General features: G+C 72.1%; 16 protein-coding genes. 8 read left to right on the plus strand and 8 right to left on the minus strand.

Annotated features, from left to right (window positions below; translation table 11 throughout):
* The first annotated feature begins 75 nt into the window (after positions 1 to 75).
* On the plus strand, positions 76 to 1,725 hold the full coding sequence (locus ACZ4M8_RS19795; protein ID WP_467609056.1) for a protein kinase domain-containing protein: 1,650 nt from the start codon (positions 76 to 78) through the stop codon (positions 1,723 to 1,725).
* A gap of 70 nt (positions 1,726 to 1,795) precedes the next feature.
* On the opposite strand, the gene ACZ4M8_RS19800 is transcribed toward ACZ4M8_RS19795, so the two are convergent.
* The 3 genes from ACZ4M8_RS19800 to ACZ4M8_RS19810 all read right to left on the minus strand — a co-directional run bounded on the left by ACZ4M8_RS19800 (position 1,796) and on the right by ACZ4M8_RS19810 (position 4,035).
* On the minus strand, positions 1,796 to 2,839 hold the full coding sequence (locus tag ACZ4M8_RS19800) for a phosphotransferase (protein WP_467609058.1): 1,044 nt from the start codon (positions 2,837 to 2,839) through the stop codon (positions 1,796 to 1,798).
* A gap of 15 nt (positions 2,840 to 2,854) precedes the next feature.
* Positions 2,855 to 3,280 carry a pyridoxamine 5'-phosphate oxidase family protein gene (locus ACZ4M8_RS19805; RefSeq protein WP_467609060.1) on the minus strand — a complete coding sequence of 142 codons (426 nt, stop codon included), beginning with the start codon at positions 3,278 to 3,280 and terminating at the stop codon, positions 2,855 to 2,857.
* A 98-nt stretch (positions 3,281 to 3,378) separates the two neighbouring features.
* Positions 3,379 to 4,035: a response regulator gene (locus ACZ4M8_RS19810; RefSeq protein ID WP_467609062.1), complete on the minus strand. Its 657-nt coding sequence runs from the start codon at positions 4,033 to 4,035 to the stop codon at positions 3,379 to 3,381.
* A gap of 327 nt (positions 4,036 to 4,362) precedes the next feature.
* Between ACZ4M8_RS19810 and pdhA the strand changes: the two genes are divergently transcribed.
* Genes pdhA through ACZ4M8_RS19825 form a run of 3 tightly spaced genes read left to right on the plus strand, consistent with a single transcriptional unit; the run spans position 4,363 to position 8,024 of the window.
* Positions 4,363 to 5,553: a pyruvate dehydrogenase (acetyl-transferring) E1 component subunit alpha gene (gene pdhA / locus ACZ4M8_RS19815; RefSeq protein ID WP_467609064.1), complete on the plus strand. Its 1,191-nt coding sequence runs from the start codon at positions 4,363 to 4,365 to the stop codon at positions 5,551 to 5,553.
* Between the two features lies 1 nt (position 5,554).
* Positions 5,555 to 6,538, plus strand: coding sequence for an alpha-ketoacid dehydrogenase subunit beta (locus ACZ4M8_RS19820; RefSeq protein WP_467609066.1), 984 nt, complete (start codon positions 5,555 to 5,557; stop codon positions 6,536 to 6,538).
* A gap of 22 nt (positions 6,539 to 6,560) precedes the next feature.
* On the plus strand, positions 6,561 to 8,024 hold the full coding sequence (locus ACZ4M8_RS19825) for a dihydrolipoamide acetyltransferase family protein (protein WP_467609068.1): 1,464 nt from the start codon (positions 6,561 to 6,563) through the stop codon (positions 8,022 to 8,024).
* A gap of 95 nt (positions 8,025 to 8,119) precedes the next feature.
* On the opposite strand, the gene ACZ4M8_RS19830 is transcribed toward ACZ4M8_RS19825, so the two are convergent.
* Entirely contained in the window at positions 8,120 to 8,296 is a 177-nt protein-coding gene (locus ACZ4M8_RS19830) for a hypothetical protein (protein WP_399088538.1), read from the minus strand.
* A gap of 297 nt (positions 8,297 to 8,593) precedes the next feature.
* On the opposite strand from ACZ4M8_RS19830, the gene ACZ4M8_RS19835 reads away from it, so the two are divergent.
* The 3 genes from ACZ4M8_RS19835 (at position 8,594) to ACZ4M8_RS19845 (ending at position 11,595) form a co-directional block, all read left to right on the plus strand.
* A complete protein-coding gene (locus ACZ4M8_RS19835) occupies positions 8,594 to 9,433 on the plus strand; it encodes a GNAT family N-acetyltransferase (protein WP_467609070.1) in 840 nt (279 codons plus the stop codon).
* A gap of 156 nt (positions 9,434 to 9,589) precedes the next feature.
* Entirely contained in the window at positions 9,590 to 10,282 is a 693-nt protein-coding gene (locus ACZ4M8_RS19840; RefSeq protein ID WP_467609072.1) for a GntR family transcriptional regulator, read from the plus strand.
* The gene (locus tag ACZ4M8_RS19845; RefSeq protein ID WP_467609074.1) at positions 10,279 to 11,595 is read left to right on the plus strand and encodes an MFS transporter; all 1,317 of its coding nucleotides are present in this window, start codon (positions 10,279 to 10,281) and stop codon (positions 11,593 to 11,595) included. Before ACZ4M8_RS19840 ends, ACZ4M8_RS19845 begins: the two co-directional genes overlap by 4 nt.
* A 158-nt stretch (positions 11,596 to 11,753) precedes the next feature.
* Here the strand turns inward: ACZ4M8_RS19845 and ACZ4M8_RS19850 are convergent, their stop codons facing one another.
* Positions 11,754 to 12,578, minus strand: coding sequence for a maleylpyruvate isomerase family mycothiol-dependent enzyme (locus tag ACZ4M8_RS19850; RefSeq protein WP_467609076.1), 825 nt, complete (start codon positions 12,576 to 12,578; stop codon positions 11,754 to 11,756).
* A gap of 275 nt (positions 12,579 to 12,853) precedes the next feature.
* A complete protein-coding gene (locus ACZ4M8_RS19855) occupies positions 12,854 to 13,384 on the minus strand; it encodes an LURP-one-related/scramblase family protein (RefSeq protein WP_467609077.1) in 531 nt (176 codons plus the stop codon).
* Between the two features lie 64 nt (positions 13,385 to 13,448).
* On the opposite strand from ACZ4M8_RS19855, the gene ACZ4M8_RS19860 reads away from it, so the two are divergent.
* Positions 13,449 to 15,257: a thioredoxin-like domain-containing protein gene (locus tag ACZ4M8_RS19860; protein ID WP_467609079.1), complete on the plus strand. Its 1,809-nt coding sequence runs from the start codon at positions 13,449 to 13,451 to the stop codon at positions 15,255 to 15,257.
* Positions 15,258 to 15,309: 52 nt separating this feature from the next.
* Here the strand turns inward: ACZ4M8_RS19860 and ACZ4M8_RS19865 are convergent, their stop codons facing one another.
* Positions 15,310 to 15,975, minus strand: coding sequence for a DUF4232 domain-containing protein (locus tag ACZ4M8_RS19865; RefSeq protein WP_467609080.1), 666 nt, complete (start codon positions 15,973 to 15,975; stop codon positions 15,310 to 15,312).
* 108 nt (positions 15,976 to 16,083) lie between these two features.
* Positions 16,084 to 17,094 (minus strand): helix-turn-helix domain-containing protein, encoded by a 1,011-nt coding sequence (locus ACZ4M8_RS19870; RefSeq protein ID WP_467609082.1) that lies wholly within the window; start codon positions 17,092 to 17,094, stop codon positions 16,084 to 16,086.
* Between the last annotated feature and the right edge of the window lie 41 nt (positions 17,095 to 17,135).

Raw genomic sequence — 17,135 nt, forward strand, 5'->3', positions numbered from 1 at the left:
TGCGGATGGCCGCGCCCGCCCGGCGAGGACCGAGACCTTACCGCTCCGGCGGATCGAATTCGACGGCGAGGACCGATGGCACCGACGCAGGGCCCCCAGGGCCCGTCCGACCCCGACGCCACCGGCTCCCACACCTCCGACGTACCGGAGATGTGGGGCAACGGCGGCCTGGTCGGCGACGGCCGCTACCGCCTCACCCGCCGTCTGGGCCGCGGGGGCATGGCGGAGGTGTTCGCCGCCGAGGACGTACGGCTGGGCCGCACCGTCGCGGTGAAGCTGCTCCGCGCCGACCTCGCCGAGGACCCGGTGTCCAAGGCCCGCTTCACCCGCGAGGCACAGTCCGTCGCCGGGCTGAACCACCACGCCGTCGTCGCCGTCTACGACTCCGGCGAGGACTACGTCGGCGGCAACACCGTGCCGTACATCGTGATGGAGCTGGTCGAGGGCCGCACCATCCGTGACCTGCTGCTGAACGCCGACGCGCCGCCGCCCGACCAGGCGCTGATCATCGTCTCCGGAGTGCTGGAGGCGCTGGCCTACAGCCACCAGCACGGCATCGTGCACCGGGACATCAAGCCCGCGAACGTGATCATCACCAACAGCGGCGCCGTCAAGGTCATGGACTTCGGCATCGCCCGCGCGCTGCACGGCGCCCAGTCGACGATGACCCAGACCGGCATGGTCATGGGCACGCCGCAGTACCTCTCCCCGGAGCAGGCGCTCGGCAAGACCGTCGACACCCGCTCCGACCTCTACGCCACCGGCTGCCTGCTGTACGAACTGCTGGCGCTGCGGCCGCCGTTCACCGGCGAGACCCCGCTGTCGGTGGTCTACCAGCACGTCCAGGACATGCCGGTGCCGCCGTCGCAGGTCGCCGATGTGCCGCCGGAGCTGGACGGCCTCGTCATGCGCTCCCTGGCCAAGGACCCGGACGACCGGTTCCAGAGTGCCGAGGAGATGCGCGGCCTGGTCCAGTACTCGTTGCAGATGCTGCACGAGCAGGGCGGTCACACCGGCACCTGGAACACCGGCCCGGTCGCCCTGCACGAGGGCGCCGGTGCGCCCGCCATGGGCACCGCCGCGACCACCGCGATGCCGCACGCGGACGCCGGGCAGACCGCCGCGAACCCGATCCTGCCGCCCGGTATGCGCGACGACGACGGGGCGTTCGAGGGCGGCCACCGGCCGGCGCGCCGCGGCCGCGGCAAGATCTGGCTGATCGCGGTGCTGGCGCTGATCGCCATCGCGGTGGGGGTGGCCTTCGCGGTGCGCAACAGCGGCACCGGTGGCGATTCCACGCCCGAGCCCACCAAGACGCCCACCTCCACCTCCGCCACCCAGGACGAGAACACCGAGGAACCGAGCGACGAGCCGACGGACGAGACCACCGAGCCCGGTGGCATCGGCGGCTACACCCCGCCCGCCTCCGACGCTCCGCCGACCTCCCAGGAGCCCAGCACGCCGCAGTCCCCGACCGCTCCGACCACCCCGTCGACCTCGACGAACGGCGGCGGGACGACCACCGGCGGCACCAGCACCGGCGGCACCAACACCGGTGGGACGAGCACCGGTGGCTCGGGCACCGGCGGGACGAGCGACGGCGGTACCACCGACAACGGCGGGACGAGCGACGGCGGTACCACCGACACCGGCGGCACCACCGACGGCGGACAGCCCACCACCGGCGGTACGGACGCGGGCGCGGCGGCCGGTACCACCCCCTGACCGCACCGGAGGTCCGTGACCTCCGCACGGCTTCCGGCCCCGGACGGCGACCGCCCGTCCGGGGCCGTGTTCATCCCGTGAACGCGTCCCGGACCGCCTGGTACTCGCGGGTCCACCAGACCGCCAGCGCGGACGCGGCGGGGAACTGCGGATCGGTGCGCCGGTCGCCGAGGCGGTAGCGCCAGGTCAGCATCCAGAAGTCGTTCAGCCGCTCCCACCACACCCGGTGGACGGCCGCGGCCAGCTCCCCGGGGTCCGCGCCGCGCGCACCGCGGTAGGCGCCCGCGTATGCCGCCACCTTCGCCAGATCCAGCGTGCCGCAGGGCCGGACGAAGAAGATCGCGGCGGCGCGGACCGCCTCCTCGGCGCGCGGCTGGACGCCCAGCCGGTCCCAGTCGATGATCGCGGCGGGCGTGGCGCCCCGGTAGAGGACGTTGAGCGGGTGGAAGTCGCCGTGCACCCAGCCGACGGCCGCCGCGCAGGGGTCGGCCGGGCGGCGGTGGGCATGGCGTTCCAGCAGCGCCCGGCGCTCGCGCAGCCGGTGCTCGGCCAGTTCGTCGAAGCTGGTGCGGGGGCGGGTGACCCGGGCCAGCGCCAGCAGTTCGTCGATGACGTCGAAGGTCTGGGCCGGCTGGGCGCTGGGCTGGGCGTACGGGGCGGGGCCCGGCCGCCGCTGGGCGGGCATGACCCGTTCCAGGGCGGTGTGGACGAGGCCGAGCAGCGCGCCGAGGCGGCGGGACTGGGCGAGGGTGAGCGCGGTGCCGCCGAGGTGTTCGCCGTCGACCCAGGGGTGCAGGGCGTAGCAGCGTCCGTCCAGGACGGTGACGGTGCGGCCGTCGGCGCGGGCGAGCGGCGGGGCGAGCGGCAGGCCGAGGGCGGCGAGCCGGAGGGTGGCGCGGTGCTGGCGGGAGATGGAGCCGCGGTCCCCGTCGAGGTGGTGCTTGAGGAAGTATCTGCCGTCGGTGGTGACCAGCGTGTATCCGCGGTTGAGCAGGCCCTCGGCGACGGGCTCGCAGGAGAGCGGCTCCCCGGCGTCGGCGTAGTGGGCGAGTAAGGAGCCGAGCGTGCGGCCGTCGGGGGCGGCCGCCGTCCGGACTACAGATGAGCGCAGCACGCGCCAGATGTTAGATCACTGGCCAGGGGCCCAGGGGGCGGTTCCGAATTCCGGTACATCGGTCAGGTGGTGCAAGGCGATGAATTCCGGCTCAATACGCAGGAAAACCGGGTCGAACGGATCTCCATCGGCCAGTCGTGGCGTCCGGCCGAACCGCTGCCGTTCGGTGTCGGTCGGCTCGGCGAGCCGCGCCGTCCCGGTCAGGTGCACGGACCAGGCGTCAGCGGCCCCGCTGTGGAGATTGTCCGCCTCGTACGCGACGACCGCCCCGTCCAGGGCGCGGTGGTAGCCGTAGCCGCGGTGCAGGCGCACGAGCAGCCGGTCCCCGGTGACCAGGTGCCGGGAGATGGCGGTGAAGGGCAGCGCGCGCAGGCTCGACGACACCCGCCCGTAGGGGGTGCGGCCGAGCAGTTCCGTGGCGCGGGGGTCGTCGCAGGGCATGCCTTAGAGCCTGCCGCCGGGCCGGGCGCCGCCGACAGGGGCAGCGGCCCTCAACTCGCCGGGACGTTGGTCCCGCCGGGTCCGCGCGGCGGGGGCCGTCAGCGGCGTTCGGCCTGGCGCCGGGCGACGTAGGCGGCGGCCTGGGAGCGGCGCTCCATGCCGAGCTTGGAGAGCAGGCTGGAGACGTAGTTCTTGATCGTCTTCTCGGCGAGGTGCAGGCGCTCGCCGATGGCGCGGTTGGTCAGCCCCTCGCCGATGAGGTCGAGGATCCGTCGTTCCTGGTCGGTGAGGGAGGCCAGCTTGTCGTCCTCCTTGGTGCCGCCGCCGCGCAGCCGCTCCAGGACCTGCGCGGTGGCCACCGGGTCGAGGAGGGACTTGCCGGCGGCGACGTCCCGTACGGCGGCGAGGAGTTCGTTGCCCCGGATGGCCTTGAGGACATACCCGGCCGCACCGGCCATGATCGCGTCGAAAAGGGCTTCGTCGTCCGCGAACGACGTCAGCATCAGGCAGTTGATGTCCTCGTTCTGCGAACGGATCTCGCGGCAGACCTCGACGCCGCTGCCGTCCGGTAGCCGGACATCGAGCACCGCGACGTCCGGTCGGGTGGCCGGGATCCTGACCAGGGCATCTGCGGCGGTGCCGGCCTCGCCGACGACTTCGATGTCCGGTTCCCCCGACAGCATTTCGTGGACGCCGCGCCGCACTACTTCATGATCGTCGAGCAGGAATACCGTGATTTTTCCATCCTCGTGCACGGCTCCAGTCTCACACATCGACCCTTCCCGTGCCCCAGGTCACCGATATAACGTGCCGGTGTCCCGGCGGCCTGCAACGCTGTGACCAGGAGTTGTTCCCAGCTTTCGCGATTTACTTGGAAATCCAAGCAAAATCGCAGGTCAGCGCCGTTTCCACTTAGGCTTTGACAATGGGTAACGTGCGACGGGCAGGCCACCTTCCGGGGCGTTTTGTTCCACCCGGATCCGGCCGCGTTCGCACCCACCCCGTGCGCCGTATCGGAACCGGGTGAGCCGCAATACGGCCACCGGCGGACCCCGGGGGCCGGACAGACGGAGGAGCAGCACGTGACCGTGGAAGGCACTGCCCAGCGGAAAACCACCCGCGGCGGCAGCAAGCGCACCACCGCCAAAAAGGCGTCACCGGCCAGGAACAAGGCCGCCCGCCCGGCGGAACAGGACGAGCTCGTACAACTGCTGACCCCCGAGGGGCGGCGTGTCGAGCACCCGGAGTACGCGATCGACCTGTCGCCGGAGGAACTGCGCGGTCTCTACCGCGACATGGTGCTGACGCGGAAGTTCGACGCCGAGGCCACCACGCTCCAGCGCCAGGGCGAACTGGGCCTGTGGGCCTCGCTGCTGGGCCAGGAAGCCGCGCAGATCGGCTCCGGGCGGGCCCTGCGCGACGACGACTACGTCTTCCCGACCTACCGCGAGCACGGCGTCGCCTGGTGCCGCGGGGTCGATCCGACGAATCTGCTCGGCATGTTCCGCGGTGTGAACCACGGCGGCTGGGATCCGAACAGCAACAACTTCCACCTCTACACCATCGTCATCGGTTCGCAGACGCTGCACGCGACCGGATATGCGATGGGGGTGCAGAAGGACGGCGCGGATTCCGCGGTGCTCGCCTATTTCGGTGACGGTGCCTCCAGCCAGGGAGATGTCGCCGAGTCGTTCACCTTCTCCGCGGTCTACAACGCCCCGGTGGTTTTCTTCTGCCAGAACAATCAGTGGGCGATTTCCGAGCCGACGGAGCGGCAGACCCGCGTCCCGCTCTACCAGCGCGCCCGCGGTTACGGATTCCCCGGTGTCCGCGTCGACGGCAATGACGTCCTGGCCTGTCTCGCCGTGACCCGGGCGGCGCTGGAGCGCGCCCGCACCGGTCAGGGCCCGATGCTGGTCGAGGCCTTCACCTACCGGATGGGCGCCCACACCACCTCCGACGACCCGACGAAGTACCGCGCCGACGAGGAGACCCGCGCCTGGGAGGCGAAGGACCCGATCCTGCGGCTGCGCCGGTACCTGGAGGCCGAGGGGCTCGTCGACGACGCCTACCTCCACTCCGTCGGGGAGGAGAGCGAGGCGCTGGGCAAGCGGGTGCGGGACGCCGTCCGGGCGATGCCCGACCCCGACACCATGGCGATCTTCGAGAACGTCTATGCGGACGGGCACGCGCTCGTCGACGAGGAGCGCGCGCAGTTCGCCGCGTACCAGGCGTCGTTCGCCGACGCCGATGCCGCCGCGGAGGAGAACTGACATGGCCGTCCACGAGAAGATCACCATCGCCAAGGCGATCAACGCCTCGCTGCGGGCCTCCATGGAGGCGGACCCCAAGGTCCTCGTGATGGGTGAGGACGTCGGCAAGCTCGGCGGCGTCTTCCGCGTCACCGACGGCCTTCAGAAGGACTTCGGCGAGGACCGGGTGATCGACACCCCGCTCGCCGAGTCCGGCATCATCGGCACCGCGATCGGCCTGGCCCTGCGTGGCTACCGCCCGGTCGCCGAGATCCAGTTCGATGGCTTCGTCTTCCCCGCCTACGACCAGATCGTCACCCAGCTCGCGAAGATGCACGCCCGCGCGCTGGGCAAGGTGAAGGTGCCCGTCGTCATCCGCATCCCGTACGCGGGCGGCATCGGCGCGGTCGAGCACCACTCGGAGTCGCCGGAGGCGCTGTTCGCGCACGTCGCGGGCCTCAAGTGCGTGACGCCGTCGAACGCGTCGGACGCCTACTGGATGCTGCAGCAGGCCATCGCCGGGGACGACCCGGTCATCTACTTCGAGCCCAAGCGCCGCTACCACGACAAGTCGCGCCTGGACACCGAGGCGATCCCGGACCCGCTGCACACCGCCCGGATCGCCCGCAGCGGCTCGGACCTCACGCTCACCGCGTACGGCCCGATGGTGAAGGTCTGCCAGGACGTCGCCAATGTGGCGGCGGAGGAGGGCAAGTCGATCGAGGTCGTCGACCTGCGGTCGCTCTCCCCCATCGACTTCGACACCGTCCAGGCGTCGGTCGAGCGGACCCGCCGGCTGGTCCTGGTGCACGAGGCGCCGGTCTTCCTCGGCGTCGGCGCCGAGATCGCCGCCCGGATCACCGAGCGGTGCTTCTACCACCTGGAGGCCCCGGTGCTGCGGGTCGGCGGTTTCCACGCGCCGTACCCGCCGTCCCGGCTGGAGGACGAGTACCTGCCGGGCCTGGACCGGGTGCTCGACGCCGTCGACCGCGCGCTGGCGTACTGAGGGGGAGAGGAGAGCCGTGACCATGACCGCAACCACCGCCTCGGCGCAGCGTTTCCGCGAGTTCAAGATGCCCGACGTGGGTGAGGGACTCACCGAGGCCGAGATCCTCAAGTGGTACGTACAGCCCGGTGACACCGTCACCGACGGCCAGGTCGTCTGCGAGGTCGAGACCGCCAAGGCCGCCGTCGAACTGCCCATCCCCTACGACGGGGTGGTGCACACGCTCAACTTCGACGAGGGCACCACCGTCGACGTCGGCACCGTCATCATCTCCGTGGACACCGACCCGGGTGCCGGTCCCGCGGAGGCGGCGGCCCCGGCCGCACCGGCCGCCGCGCCGGAGCCCGCCGAGGCCGAGGAGCCGCAGGGCCGCCAGGCCGTACTCGTCGGCTACGGTGCCGCCCCGGCGTCGACGAAGCGGCGCCCGCGCAAGGCGTCGCCGCAGACCGCGGCGGAGCCGGTGACCGCGGGGCTCCAGGCGGAGCTGAACGGGCGGTCCGCGCCGTCCGTACCGGCGGCCGTCCCGGCACCGGCCGCTGCCGCAGCTCCCGCTCCCGCCGCGCCCGCACCGACCGCTCCCGGCGGGCCTCGGCCGCTGGCCAAGCCGCCGGTACGCAAGCTCGCCAAGGACCTCGGTATCGACCTGGCCACGGTGGTGCCGACCGGTGCGGACGGGGTCGTCACCCGCGAGGACGTGCACGCCGCCGCGGCCGCCGCGGCGCCCGTTTCACGTGAAACAGTGCCGGAGTCCGAGCCGCTGCCGGAGGTGGCCACCACGCCGTCGGCCGGGGAGACCCGGATTCCGGTCAAGGGCGTCCGCAAGGCCACCGCGCAGGCGATGGTGGCCTCGGCCTTCACCGCGCCGCACGTCACGGAGTTCATCACCGTCGATGTGACCCGCACGATGAAGCTCGTCCAGGAGCTGAAGCAGGACCCGGACATGGCGGGGCTGCGCGTCAACCCGCTGCTCTTCGTCGCGAAGGCGTTCCTCGTCGCCCTCAAGCGGCACCCGGAGGTCAACGCGTCCTGGGACGAGGCGAACCAGGAGATCGTGCTGAAGCACGAGGTGAACCTCGGTATCGCCGCGGCCACCCCGCGCGGGCTGATCGTCCCGAACATCAAGGACGCGGGCGCCAAGACGCTGCCGCAGCTCGCCGAGGCGCTGGGCGAGCTGGTGGCGACCGCCCGTGAGGGCAAGACCTCGCCGGCGGCCATGTCCGGCGGGACCGTCACCATCACCAACGTCGGCGTCTTCGGCGTCGACACCGGTACGCCGATCCTCAACCCGGGGGAGTCGGCGATCCTCGCCTTCGGCGCGGTCAAGCTCCAGCCGTGGGTCCACAAGGGGAAGGTCAAGCCCCGTCAGGTCACCACCCTGGCACTCTCGTTCGACCACCGGCTGATCGACGGCGAGCTGGGCTCGAAGCTTCTCGCCGATATCGCGGGCGTCCTGGAGAAGCCGAAGCGGCTGATCACCTGGGGCTGACCCGGTTACGCACGGAGAACGGCCGGCCACCGCGTCCGCGGGGCCGGCCGTTGTGCGTGCGTCTGCCGTGACGTGTCGGCGGTCGGCGGCGTGCTTCAGCCGCGGATGAGGTCGACGACGTTCCGGAGATGGGCGACCGGGCCGGTCGGCGCGGAGGTGTCCGCGTGCGAGGCGTTGCGGACCACCGTGGTGCCGGCCCAGACGGCGGCGGCGATGAGCACCACCACGGCGGTGGTCCGGGCGCGGCGGGCGGTGTTCGTCCTGGTCTGCATGGCTTCTCCCCCTCGGGTGCCGGAACCTTCCCGGCGTCATGCCTCCATTCACCCATGGATTTCCGCGCCGTCCGTACGCGTCAGGTACGGGATCAGCTACAACCTGAGAGGGACCCGGCACCGCACTTCCGGGGGACCGGCGGGCGGGGAGCGCCTCCGGCGGCGGGGCGGGGGAGCCTCGGCCGACCGGTGCGTCCGGAGGGCTCCCGAGAGGGCGGTGAAGCCGGCGGGCGGGGTCGCGCGGCGGGTGCCGGAAAGGATTTGCCGCAGGCCAGAGCGGTGTTTAGCTTCGCTTGCATGAGCAGCAGTGAGGTGAACATCCGGCGCTACCGGGAAACCGATGAGGACGCCGTCGTGGACCTGTGGTCCCGCGCCGTCCGTCAGGCCCACCCCTTCCTCCCGGGGGAGGGCGGCGGCGAGCGCGCCCGTACGCTCCGGGAGGTCCATCTCGTCCGGGCGGACAACTGGGTCGCCGAGCGGGACGGCGTCGTCGTCGGTCTGCTGGGGCTCATGGGCGCGGAGGTCGGCGGGCTGTTCGTCGATCCGGCGGCCCAGGGCCGCGGCCTCGGCCGTGCGCTGATCGAGCACGCCGCGGCGCTGCACGGCGCACTGACCCTGGAGGTCTTCGCGCGCAACGACCGCGCCCGCCGTTTCTACGACCACCTCGGTTTCACCGAGCGCTCCCGCCGGCCCGACGAGGAGACGGGCGAGACCCTGATCGCCCTCGACCGCGTCGCGCCGCTGCGGTCGGTGTCCTGGCTGCATGTGCGCGAGGGCCGGCTGCTCAGCGTGCGCACCCGCGGCAACGACACGTTCTACCTGCCCGGCGGCAAGTACGAGGACGGGGAGACCGCACCGGAGGCGCTGTCGCGGGAACTGGCGGAGGAACTGGGTCTGACGGTTCCGGCGGCGGAGCTGACCGAGGCGTTCGTCATCCATGACGTGGCCCATGGGCAGGGCGGCCGCCGGCTCCACATGACCTGCTTCACGGGCGGTCCGCAGGACATCGAGCCGCGTCCCGGTCGGGAGATCGCCGAGTACGCCTGGTTCGACCGTGCCCAGGCGCGCGAGCGCTGCGCCCCGGCCCACGGCCAGGTCGTCGACCGGCTGGTGGCCCAGGGGCTGATGGCGGGCTGACGAACGGGCCCGGACCGGGCCGGGACGGGCGCGCACGGCTCTGACCTGCGGGTTCGCGCCCGGCCCCGTTGTCGTTCCGGCCTCGCTCCCGGACATCGGTCGTCCGCATCGTGGAAGCCCGAGCGTATGCATACCTGTTGTATCTATCCTGTGCGCATGCCATCTGCCTCACCCGCCGCTCCCGGCCGGCAGTCCGCCGGGTCCCCCCACGCCAAACAGCCGCCCGCCGCCGAACGCGTCTACACCCATGTCAAGGACGCCGTGCTCCAGCGCCGCTACGAAGGCGGGATGCTGCTCACCGAGGGCGAGCTGGCCGAGGCGGTCGGGGTCTCGCGGACGCCGGTGCGCGAGGCGCTGCTCCGCCTGGAGGTGGAAGGGCTGATCAAGCTCTACCCGAAGAAGGGCGCGCTGGTGCTGCCGGTCTCCGCGCAGGAGATCGCCGACGTCGTCGAGACCCGGCTGCTGGTGGAGGAGTACGCCGCGGCCAGAGCCGTCCCGGCGTCCGAGGCGCTCCTCGACGAACTGGCCGGACATCTGCGGACCATGCGGGAGCGGTCCGCGGCGGGCGATCTGGCGGCGGCCTCCGTCGCCGACCGTTGCTTCCACGCCGCCCTGGTGCGCAACACCGGCAACCAGATCCTCAACCGCCTCTACGAGCAGCTGCGCGACCGGCAGCTGCGGATGGGCGTCGCGGTGATGCACGCCCACCCGGACCGCATCGCCAAGAACGTCACCGAGCACGCCGAGATCCTGGAGGCGCTGCGGACCGGTGACGCCGGGGCGGCCATCGCCGCGGTGCACCGCCACGTCAGCTGGGTCCGCAACCTCGCGCAGGGAGACGTCCGATGAGCGAGGGCACCACCGCGGCGCGCGTCCTGCCCGGCGACCCGCCCGGCGGCGCCCGTGCCGTGGCCGTCTGGGGCATCGGCGTCGCCGTCTACTTCGTCGCCGTCACCTACCGCACCAGCCTGGGCGTCGCCGGTCTGGACGCCGCCGACCGCTTCCACATCAACGCTTCGGCACTCTCCACCTTCTCGATCCTCCAGCTGCTGGTCTACGCGGGCATGCAGATACCCGTCGGCCTGCTCGTGGACCGGCTCGGCGCCAAGAAGGTGCTGGCCCTCGGCGTCGTCCTCTACACCGCCGGCCAGTTCGGCTTCGCGCTCTCCGGTTCGTACGCCATGGCGCTCGGCTCGCGGGCGCTGCTCGGCTGCGGTGATGCGATGACCTTCATCAGCGTGCTGCGGTTGGGCTCCCGCTGGTTCCCGGCGCGGCGCGGGCCGATGGTCGCGCAGATCGCCGCGCTGGTCGGTATGGCGGGCAACCTCATCTCCACGCTGGTGCTCGCCCGGTTGCTGCACACCCTCGGCTGGACGGCCACCTTCGCGGGCAGCGCGGTGGGCGGTGTCGTCGTCCTCGTCCTGCTGCTGGCCTTCCTCAAGGACCACCCGGAGGGCTTCGCCCCGGCGCCCGCGCCCGCCACGCACACCGGCGCCGCGTTCGTCCGCCGGCAGATCGCGGACGCCTGGCGCGAGCCCGGCACCCGGCTGGGGATGTGGGTCCACTTCACCACGCAGTTCCCCGCGATGTTCTTCCTGCTGCTGTGGGGGCTGCCCTACCTCGTCGAGGCGCAGGGTCTGTCCCGGGCCACCGCGGGCACCCTGCTGACCCTGATCGTCCTCTCCAACATGGCGATCGGCCTGGTCTACGGCCAGATCATCGCCCGCCACCACACGGCCCGGCTGCCGCTGGCGCTGGGCACCACCGGCGTCACCGCCGCACTCTGGGCCCTCACCCTCTACTGGCCCGGTCCGCACGCGCCGATGGCGCTGCTGGTGGTGCTCTGCCTGGTGCTCGGCGCCTGCGGTCCCGCGTCGATGATCGGCTTCGACTTCGCCCGCCCGGCCAACCCGCCGGAGCGCCAGGGCACCGCCTCCGGCATCGTCAACATGGGTGGCTTCATCGCCTCGATGACGACGCTGCTCGCCGTCGGTGTGCTGCTGGACGCGACCGGCGACAACTACCGGGCGGCGTTCACCTCGGTCTTCGTGCTGGAGGCGCTCGGTGTCTCGCAGATCCTGCGGCTCCGCCGCCGGGCGGCGCTCCGCGAGCGGGAGCGGCAGAGCGTCAGCCGCGTCGAGGCGGTGCACGTCCCCGCCTGACCTCCGGTACGCCGCCGGTCCGTGACCCAGCCGCCCCCCTTCTCCGTAACTGTCTTACGGAGAAGGGGGGTTGGCCATGTGGGGCACGGCCCGTGTTTCACGTGAAACAGCCGCGGCGTTTCACGTGAAACACCGCGGCTGCGTCCGTCCGTCGTCCGCTACGGCGTGACGGCGAAGTTCTCCAGGATCGCCGTGGCCAGCTCCTGGTCACCGTCGATCTTGATCTGGTCCGCGACGGCCTGCGGACGGGACCGGCCACAGGCCAGCCGGGCGAAGACGTCCCAGTCCAGGGCGAAGGTCACGGTCGGGCCGAGCGAGACGCTGCCGTCGACGGTGCCGTGTCCCTCGGCGTCCACCCGGACCGTCCGCATGAACTCCACGGGACCGGTGACGTCGAAGACCACCGCCGAACCGGCGGGCGCCTGCGCCTTCTTGGCGACGACGACCGGCAGCGTCTTGACCAGGAGGTCCCGGGCGATGTGTGCACCGGGGGCGTCGAGATTGCCCGGCCGGCCCAGCGCCCGGCGGAGGTCCTGCTCGTGCACCCAGACGTCGAACGCGCGCAGCTGGAGCACGAAGTCCAGTGTGCGGTCCTCGTCGAACGGGCTGCGCACCAGCGCGTCCGGCTGCCGGGTCTCGTTGCGCAGCTGTCGTGAGCGGCGGATGACGGTGTACTCCAGCTCGGAGACCATCTCCAGGGCGGTGTGGTGCCGCCGGACATCGACCTGCACCTCCATCCGGCGGGCCGACTCGCTGCGTACGTGGTAGAGGTCGCGCGGCAGCGAGTGGATCGGACGCGGATCGCCGAGCATCTCGCACTCCAGGCCGATGATGTGCGAGACCACATCGCGGACCGACCACCCCGGCAGGTCCGTCGCCCTGCTCCACTCCCCCTCGGCGAGCGGTGTCACCAGCTCGGTTACCGCTTCTATGGAGTGAGTCCAGGCATCGATGGAGGACTGAAGGCTGGGATGGACGGTCACGTGACCCCTCGGACGATTCGTACGCGGGCTGCTGTCTGGCAGTTAAGTTACGCTGCGCACGGGCACCCCGGCAGTGCTTTCGGGTGACCATCGTAGGCAGTTTTCCGGTGGCAGCCAGGCTTTCGGGCCCCAGCGGTGGTACTGTGCCCCGCCCCTGTGATCCGCCCGTCGCAGGGGGTGTCCGGGCCGAGGTGCGAACCGGGCAATTCCCAACGGACCGGCGGCGCTTCGGCCGCCGCGCACAGTGCCGTCCCGCGTACGGCGGAGCTCCGCCGTCAGTCGTCGTCCCGCTCCCGCTCCGCCAGGCGGATCACGCAGACCGCCACGCCGATCAGCAGCGTCGGGTCGGCGTCCTCGCGGACGACCTTGATGCCGTAGGTGTCGCGGAGCGTCAGCCGGCGGCGGGAGATCTCGGCGAGCAGTTCACCCTCGTACTCGACGGCGAACTCGCGGTCCAGGATCTTGCCGCTGACGTCGAGTTCGGTGCCGTCGACCAGCTCCACGCGGTAGTGGTTGCGCAGCAGCGACAGGCGTTTGCGGCGGATGGTGGCGAGCGGCCGGTCGTCCCGCTCGATGGTCATCGCGTCGCGGAGGCTGAGCATCTTCTTGCGCAGGGTGATCAGCACCCGGCCGTCGGTGTCCTTCAGCTCGAAGGTCTCCCGCAGCCGCAGGGCCTTGCCGTCGACGAGGAAGGCGTGGTGACCGTGTTCGTCGTCGATCCAGTAGTCGTCGCCGATCCCGAAGATCCGGTCACGGACGAGATAGGTACGCGAGGACGGGGCGTGCCCCCCGGTGAATGGCTGCATTGCTCACGTGTTCCCCGCCGCCCCGGCGGAATGCGTGGTCAGGCGGGTGACGTTGAATGGGGTCATGGCTTCACGTGCGCGCGTCAGGGCCCCCGAGCTGATCGGCAAGGGCGGCTGGTTGAACACTGGCGACAAGGAACTGTCCCTCGCCGATCTGCGGGGACGCATCGTCGTCCTCGACTTCTGGACCTTCTGCTGTGTGAACTGTCTGCACGTCCTCGACGAGCTGCGCGAGCTGGAGGAACGCCACCGCGACACCGTCGTGATCATCGGTGTGCACTCCCCCAAGTTCGTGCACGAGGCCGAGCACCAGGCGGTCGTCGACGCCGTCGAGCGGTACGGCGTCGAGCACCCGGTCCTCGACGACCCGGAGCTGGCCACCTGGAAGCAGTACGCGGTCCGTGCCTGGCCCACCCTCGTCGTCATCGACCCCGAGGGGTACGTCGTCGCCCAGCACGCCGGTGAGGGCCATGCCCACGCCCTCGCGACGCTGGTCGAGGAGTTGATCGCGGAGCACACCGCCAAGGGCACGCTGCGCCGCGGCGACGGTCCGTACGTCCCGCCGGAGCCGGTCGCCACCGATCTCCGCTTCCCCGGCAAGGCCGTGCGGCTGCCGTCCGGCAACCTCCTCGTCTCGGACACCACCCGCCATCAGCTCGTGGAGCTGGCGCCGGACGGTGAGCAGGTGGTCCGCCGGATCGGCACCGGCGAGCGCGGCTTCGGCCCCGACACCTTCAACGAACCGCAGGGCCTGGCGCTGCTGCCCGACGGCACGGTCGCCGTCGCCGACACCGTCAACCACGCGCTGCGCGTCCTCGATCCGCAGACCGGCGCGGTGACGACGGTCGCCGGCACCGGCCGCCAGTGGTGGCAGGGCTCGCCCGCCGCGGGCCCCGCCCTGGAGACCGATCTCTCCTCGCCGTGGGACCTCGCCTGGTGGCAGGAGCGCCTGTGGATCGCGATGGCCGGCGTCCACCAGCTGTGGACGTACGACCCGGCGACCGGCACCGTCGAAGCGGTCGCGGGCACCACCAACGAGGGTCTGGTCGACGGTCCGGCCGCCGAGGCATGGTTCGCGCAGCCGTCCGGGCTCGCGGCCGGCGGCGACCGGCTGTGGATCGCCGACTCGGAGACCAGCGCGGTGCGCTGGGTGGAGCGGGCGGACGACGGCGGGTACACGGTGCGGACGGCCGTCGGCACCGGGCTGTTCGACTTCGGACACCGCGACGGCGCGGCGGAGCAGGCGCTGCTCCAGCATCCGCTGGGCGTCACCGCGCTGCCGGACGGTTCGGTCGCCGTCGCCGACACCTACAACCACGCGCTGCGCCGTTTCGACCCGGAGAGCGGTGAGGTGACGACCCTCGCGACGGATCTGCGGGAGCCGTCCGGCGCGGTGCTCGTCGACGACGACATCGTGGTGGTGGAGTCGGCGCGGCACCGGCTGACCCGGCTGCGGCTGCCCGAGGAGGCGGTCCGGGTCGCGGCGGTCGCGCACCGTACGCAGCGCGCGGCGACGGAGGTGGCGCCCGGCGCGCTCCGCCTCGACATCGTCTTCCAGGCACCGGCCGGGCAGAAGCTGGACACCCGCTACGGTCCGTCGACCCGGCTGCTGGTCAGCGCCACCCCGCCGGAGCTGCTGGCCGAGGGCGAGGGCGCGGGCACCGACCTGACCCGGGAGCTGGTGCTGGCCGACGGTGTCACCGAGGGCGTGCTGCACGTCTCGGCGATGGCGGCGTCCTGCGACGACGATCCGGCGATCGAGTACCCGGCCTGCCATGTGCACCAGCAGGACTGGGGTGTGCCGGTGCGGGTCACCGAAGGCGGACGGGCCCGGCTGGGCCTGGTGCTCGCCGGGCTGGACGCGGAGGAGTGACGGCGGGGCCGGTGACCGGGGGCGCGGAGCCCTCCCGGTCACCGGCCGCGGCTCAGCGTTCGACGTTCGCCTTGACCCGCGCCTCGGGGAGGCTGGTGTACCAGTTGCCGACCTTCGCCTGCTGGGTGGCGTAGTTCGGCGTGTACTTCGAGAACGTGTAGCCCGTGACGCCCCGGCTGTCGACGCCGCGGTTGTCGGTGAGGGAGATCCACACCTTCTTGAGGGGCTTGGTGCCCTTCGTGGCGGCGGTGTTGGTGGGGATCAGCGCGTACGCGTCGCGGTGGGCCTGGACGGTGATCTGGCGGCCGACGAGTGAGTCGCCGGGGTCGCCCTCCAGGAAGCCCAGCGGCGTCTTGGCGTCGTCCAGGGTCACCTTGGGGGCGCCGTGCAGGATGCAGGGGCGGCTGAGCTTGTTGTGGTAGGTCAGGATCATCACGGACGGCTTGGTGCTCGTCGCGGCCTCCAGGCGGGAGGGCCCGCCCGAGCAGTCGGAGGGACGCCGGCTGCCGTGGGCCGCCGCGCCGGCGCCTGCCGCACCCGCCCCGGCGCCGATCAGGCGGCGCTTCTTCTTCTTGTCCTTGTACGTCGAGGAGGACGAGTGCTTCCGCGACTTCGAGGACTTCGAGTGGGTGCAGCCCGTCAGCGCGAGCGTGCCGCAGAGCGCTGCGGCCAGCGTCGCGTAGGTGACGGAACGGCGGCGTGAGCGGCGTGCGGTCATGAGGTTCCCCCAGTGGTTGCTGCGTTTCAGCGGGCTGTCCGTGTCATGGCACCGCCACGATATCGATTCGCGCCCGGCGCGCCAGGGGCCGGCGGACGGAGAGCCGGGTCAGTGCCGGCACACCGGAAGATCGATGTTCTGCAGTTGTTCCGGACGGATGCGGATGCCGGGCACCCACGCCTGACCGCCGTCGTGGTCGACGCGCAGCCAGATGCTGCTGTGCCCGCCGACCTCGTCGGTGACGGAGACGCCGTCGGCGATCCGGCACCGGGCGTGCAGGGTGTCGTCGTGCCAGACGTGACCGGCGACATTGGGGCGGCGATAGGTCTCGTACGGGTCGCGGGCCAGTCCGAGCCCGCAGTCCGGACCGCGGCTCTCGCGGCAGGCCCGTTCGACGTTGAAGACGGTGACGGTGGCGCCCCCGCCGGAACCGGCCCCGCCCTCCGGCGCCGTGCCGGAACCCTTGGCGCCGCCGGTGAGCCCGAGGACGGTCAGCCCGGCGGCGACGGCGACGGCGGCGCCGAGCCCGATGAGCAGCGGACGCGACCACCGCGGGCGGTCGGCGCCCGGAGCGCCGGGCACCCCCGGGACGGTCGCCGGCCCACTCGGGTACGGGGTCACGGCGGCGGGGACGGCCAGGGCGGGCGTGGTGGCCTCGTCGGTCGCGGGGGTGTCCGGGGAGCCGTTCCCGCGCGGGGGCGGCGACTGTGCCGGGACCCGGACGACGGTGGTCGCCCCGGCGCCGTGTGCCCCTGCGGTCTCCTCCGTACCGCCGGGCGGTTCTTCCGCCGCGACCGCCGACTCCTGTGCCGCGCAGGCGGCGTGCAGCAGGGCGACGAGGGCGGGCAGCCGGTCCTCCCCGGTGAAGGAGAGCTTGCACCACTGCACCAGCAGCCGTTCGTCCGGCAGGCTCTGGCCGCGCAGGTACCGGGAGAGCGAGGAGCGGCTGGCCGGGAGCCGGGATTCCATTTCCTTGAGGCTGTAGCCCAGTTCGCCGTGCATGCGCCGCAGTGCCGTGACGAAGTCCCGTACGGGCCCGGTGAGATCGGCGGGCAGCGGGGCGAGCGGTTTGCGGCGGACGTTCGCGGCGTGGTTCTCGTGGCCAGGCACGCCCTGCATTCCAGCACAGCGCCGGTACGCGTGCGAGGGGCACTTCCGCT

The sequence above is a fragment of the Streptomyces sp. NPDC027185 genome, assembly GCF_055567035.1.

Coding starts and splice junctions, on each gene's coding strand:
- ACZ4M8_RS19795 (WP_467609056.1), top strand. CDS start 76: ATGGCACCGACGCAGGGCCCCCAGGGCCCGTCCGACCCCGACGCCACC.
- ACZ4M8_RS19805 (WP_467609060.1), bottom strand. CDS start 3,280: ATGCCCTGCGACGACCCCCGCGCCACGGAACTGCTCGGCCGCACCCCC.
- ACZ4M8_RS19820 (WP_467609066.1), top strand. CDS start 5,555: ATGGCCGTCCACGAGAAGATCACCATCGCCAAGGCGATCAACGCCTCG.
- ACZ4M8_RS19825 (WP_467609068.1), top strand. CDS start 6,561: ATGACCGCAACCACCGCCTCGGCGCAGCGTTTCCGCGAGTTCAAGATG.
- ACZ4M8_RS19830 (WP_399088538.1), bottom strand. CDS start 8,296: ATGCAGACCAGGACGAACACCGCCCGCCGCGCCCGGACCACCGCCGTG.
- ACZ4M8_RS19835 (WP_467609070.1), top strand. CDS start 8,594: ATGAGCAGCAGTGAGGTGAACATCCGGCGCTACCGGGAAACCGATGAG.
- ACZ4M8_RS19840 (WP_467609072.1), top strand. CDS start 9,590: ATGCCATCTGCCTCACCCGCCGCTCCCGGCCGGCAGTCCGCCGGGTCC.
- ACZ4M8_RS19845 (WP_467609074.1), top strand. CDS start 10,279: ATGAGCGAGGGCACCACCGCGGCGCGCGTCCTGCCCGGCGACCCGCCC.
- ACZ4M8_RS19855 (WP_467609077.1), bottom strand. CDS start 13,384: ATGCAGCCATTCACCGGGGGGCACGCCCCGTCCTCGCGTACCTATCTC.
- ACZ4M8_RS19860 (WP_467609079.1), top strand. CDS start 13,449: ATGGCTTCACGTGCGCGCGTCAGGGCCCCCGAGCTGATCGGCAAGGGC.
- ACZ4M8_RS19865 (WP_467609080.1), bottom strand. CDS start 15,975: ATGACCGCACGCCGCTCACGCCGCCGTTCCGTCACCTACGCGACGCTG.
- ACZ4M8_RS19870 (WP_467609082.1), bottom strand. CDS start 17,094: ATGCAGGGCGTGCCTGGCCACGAGAACCACGCCGCGAACGTCCGCCGC.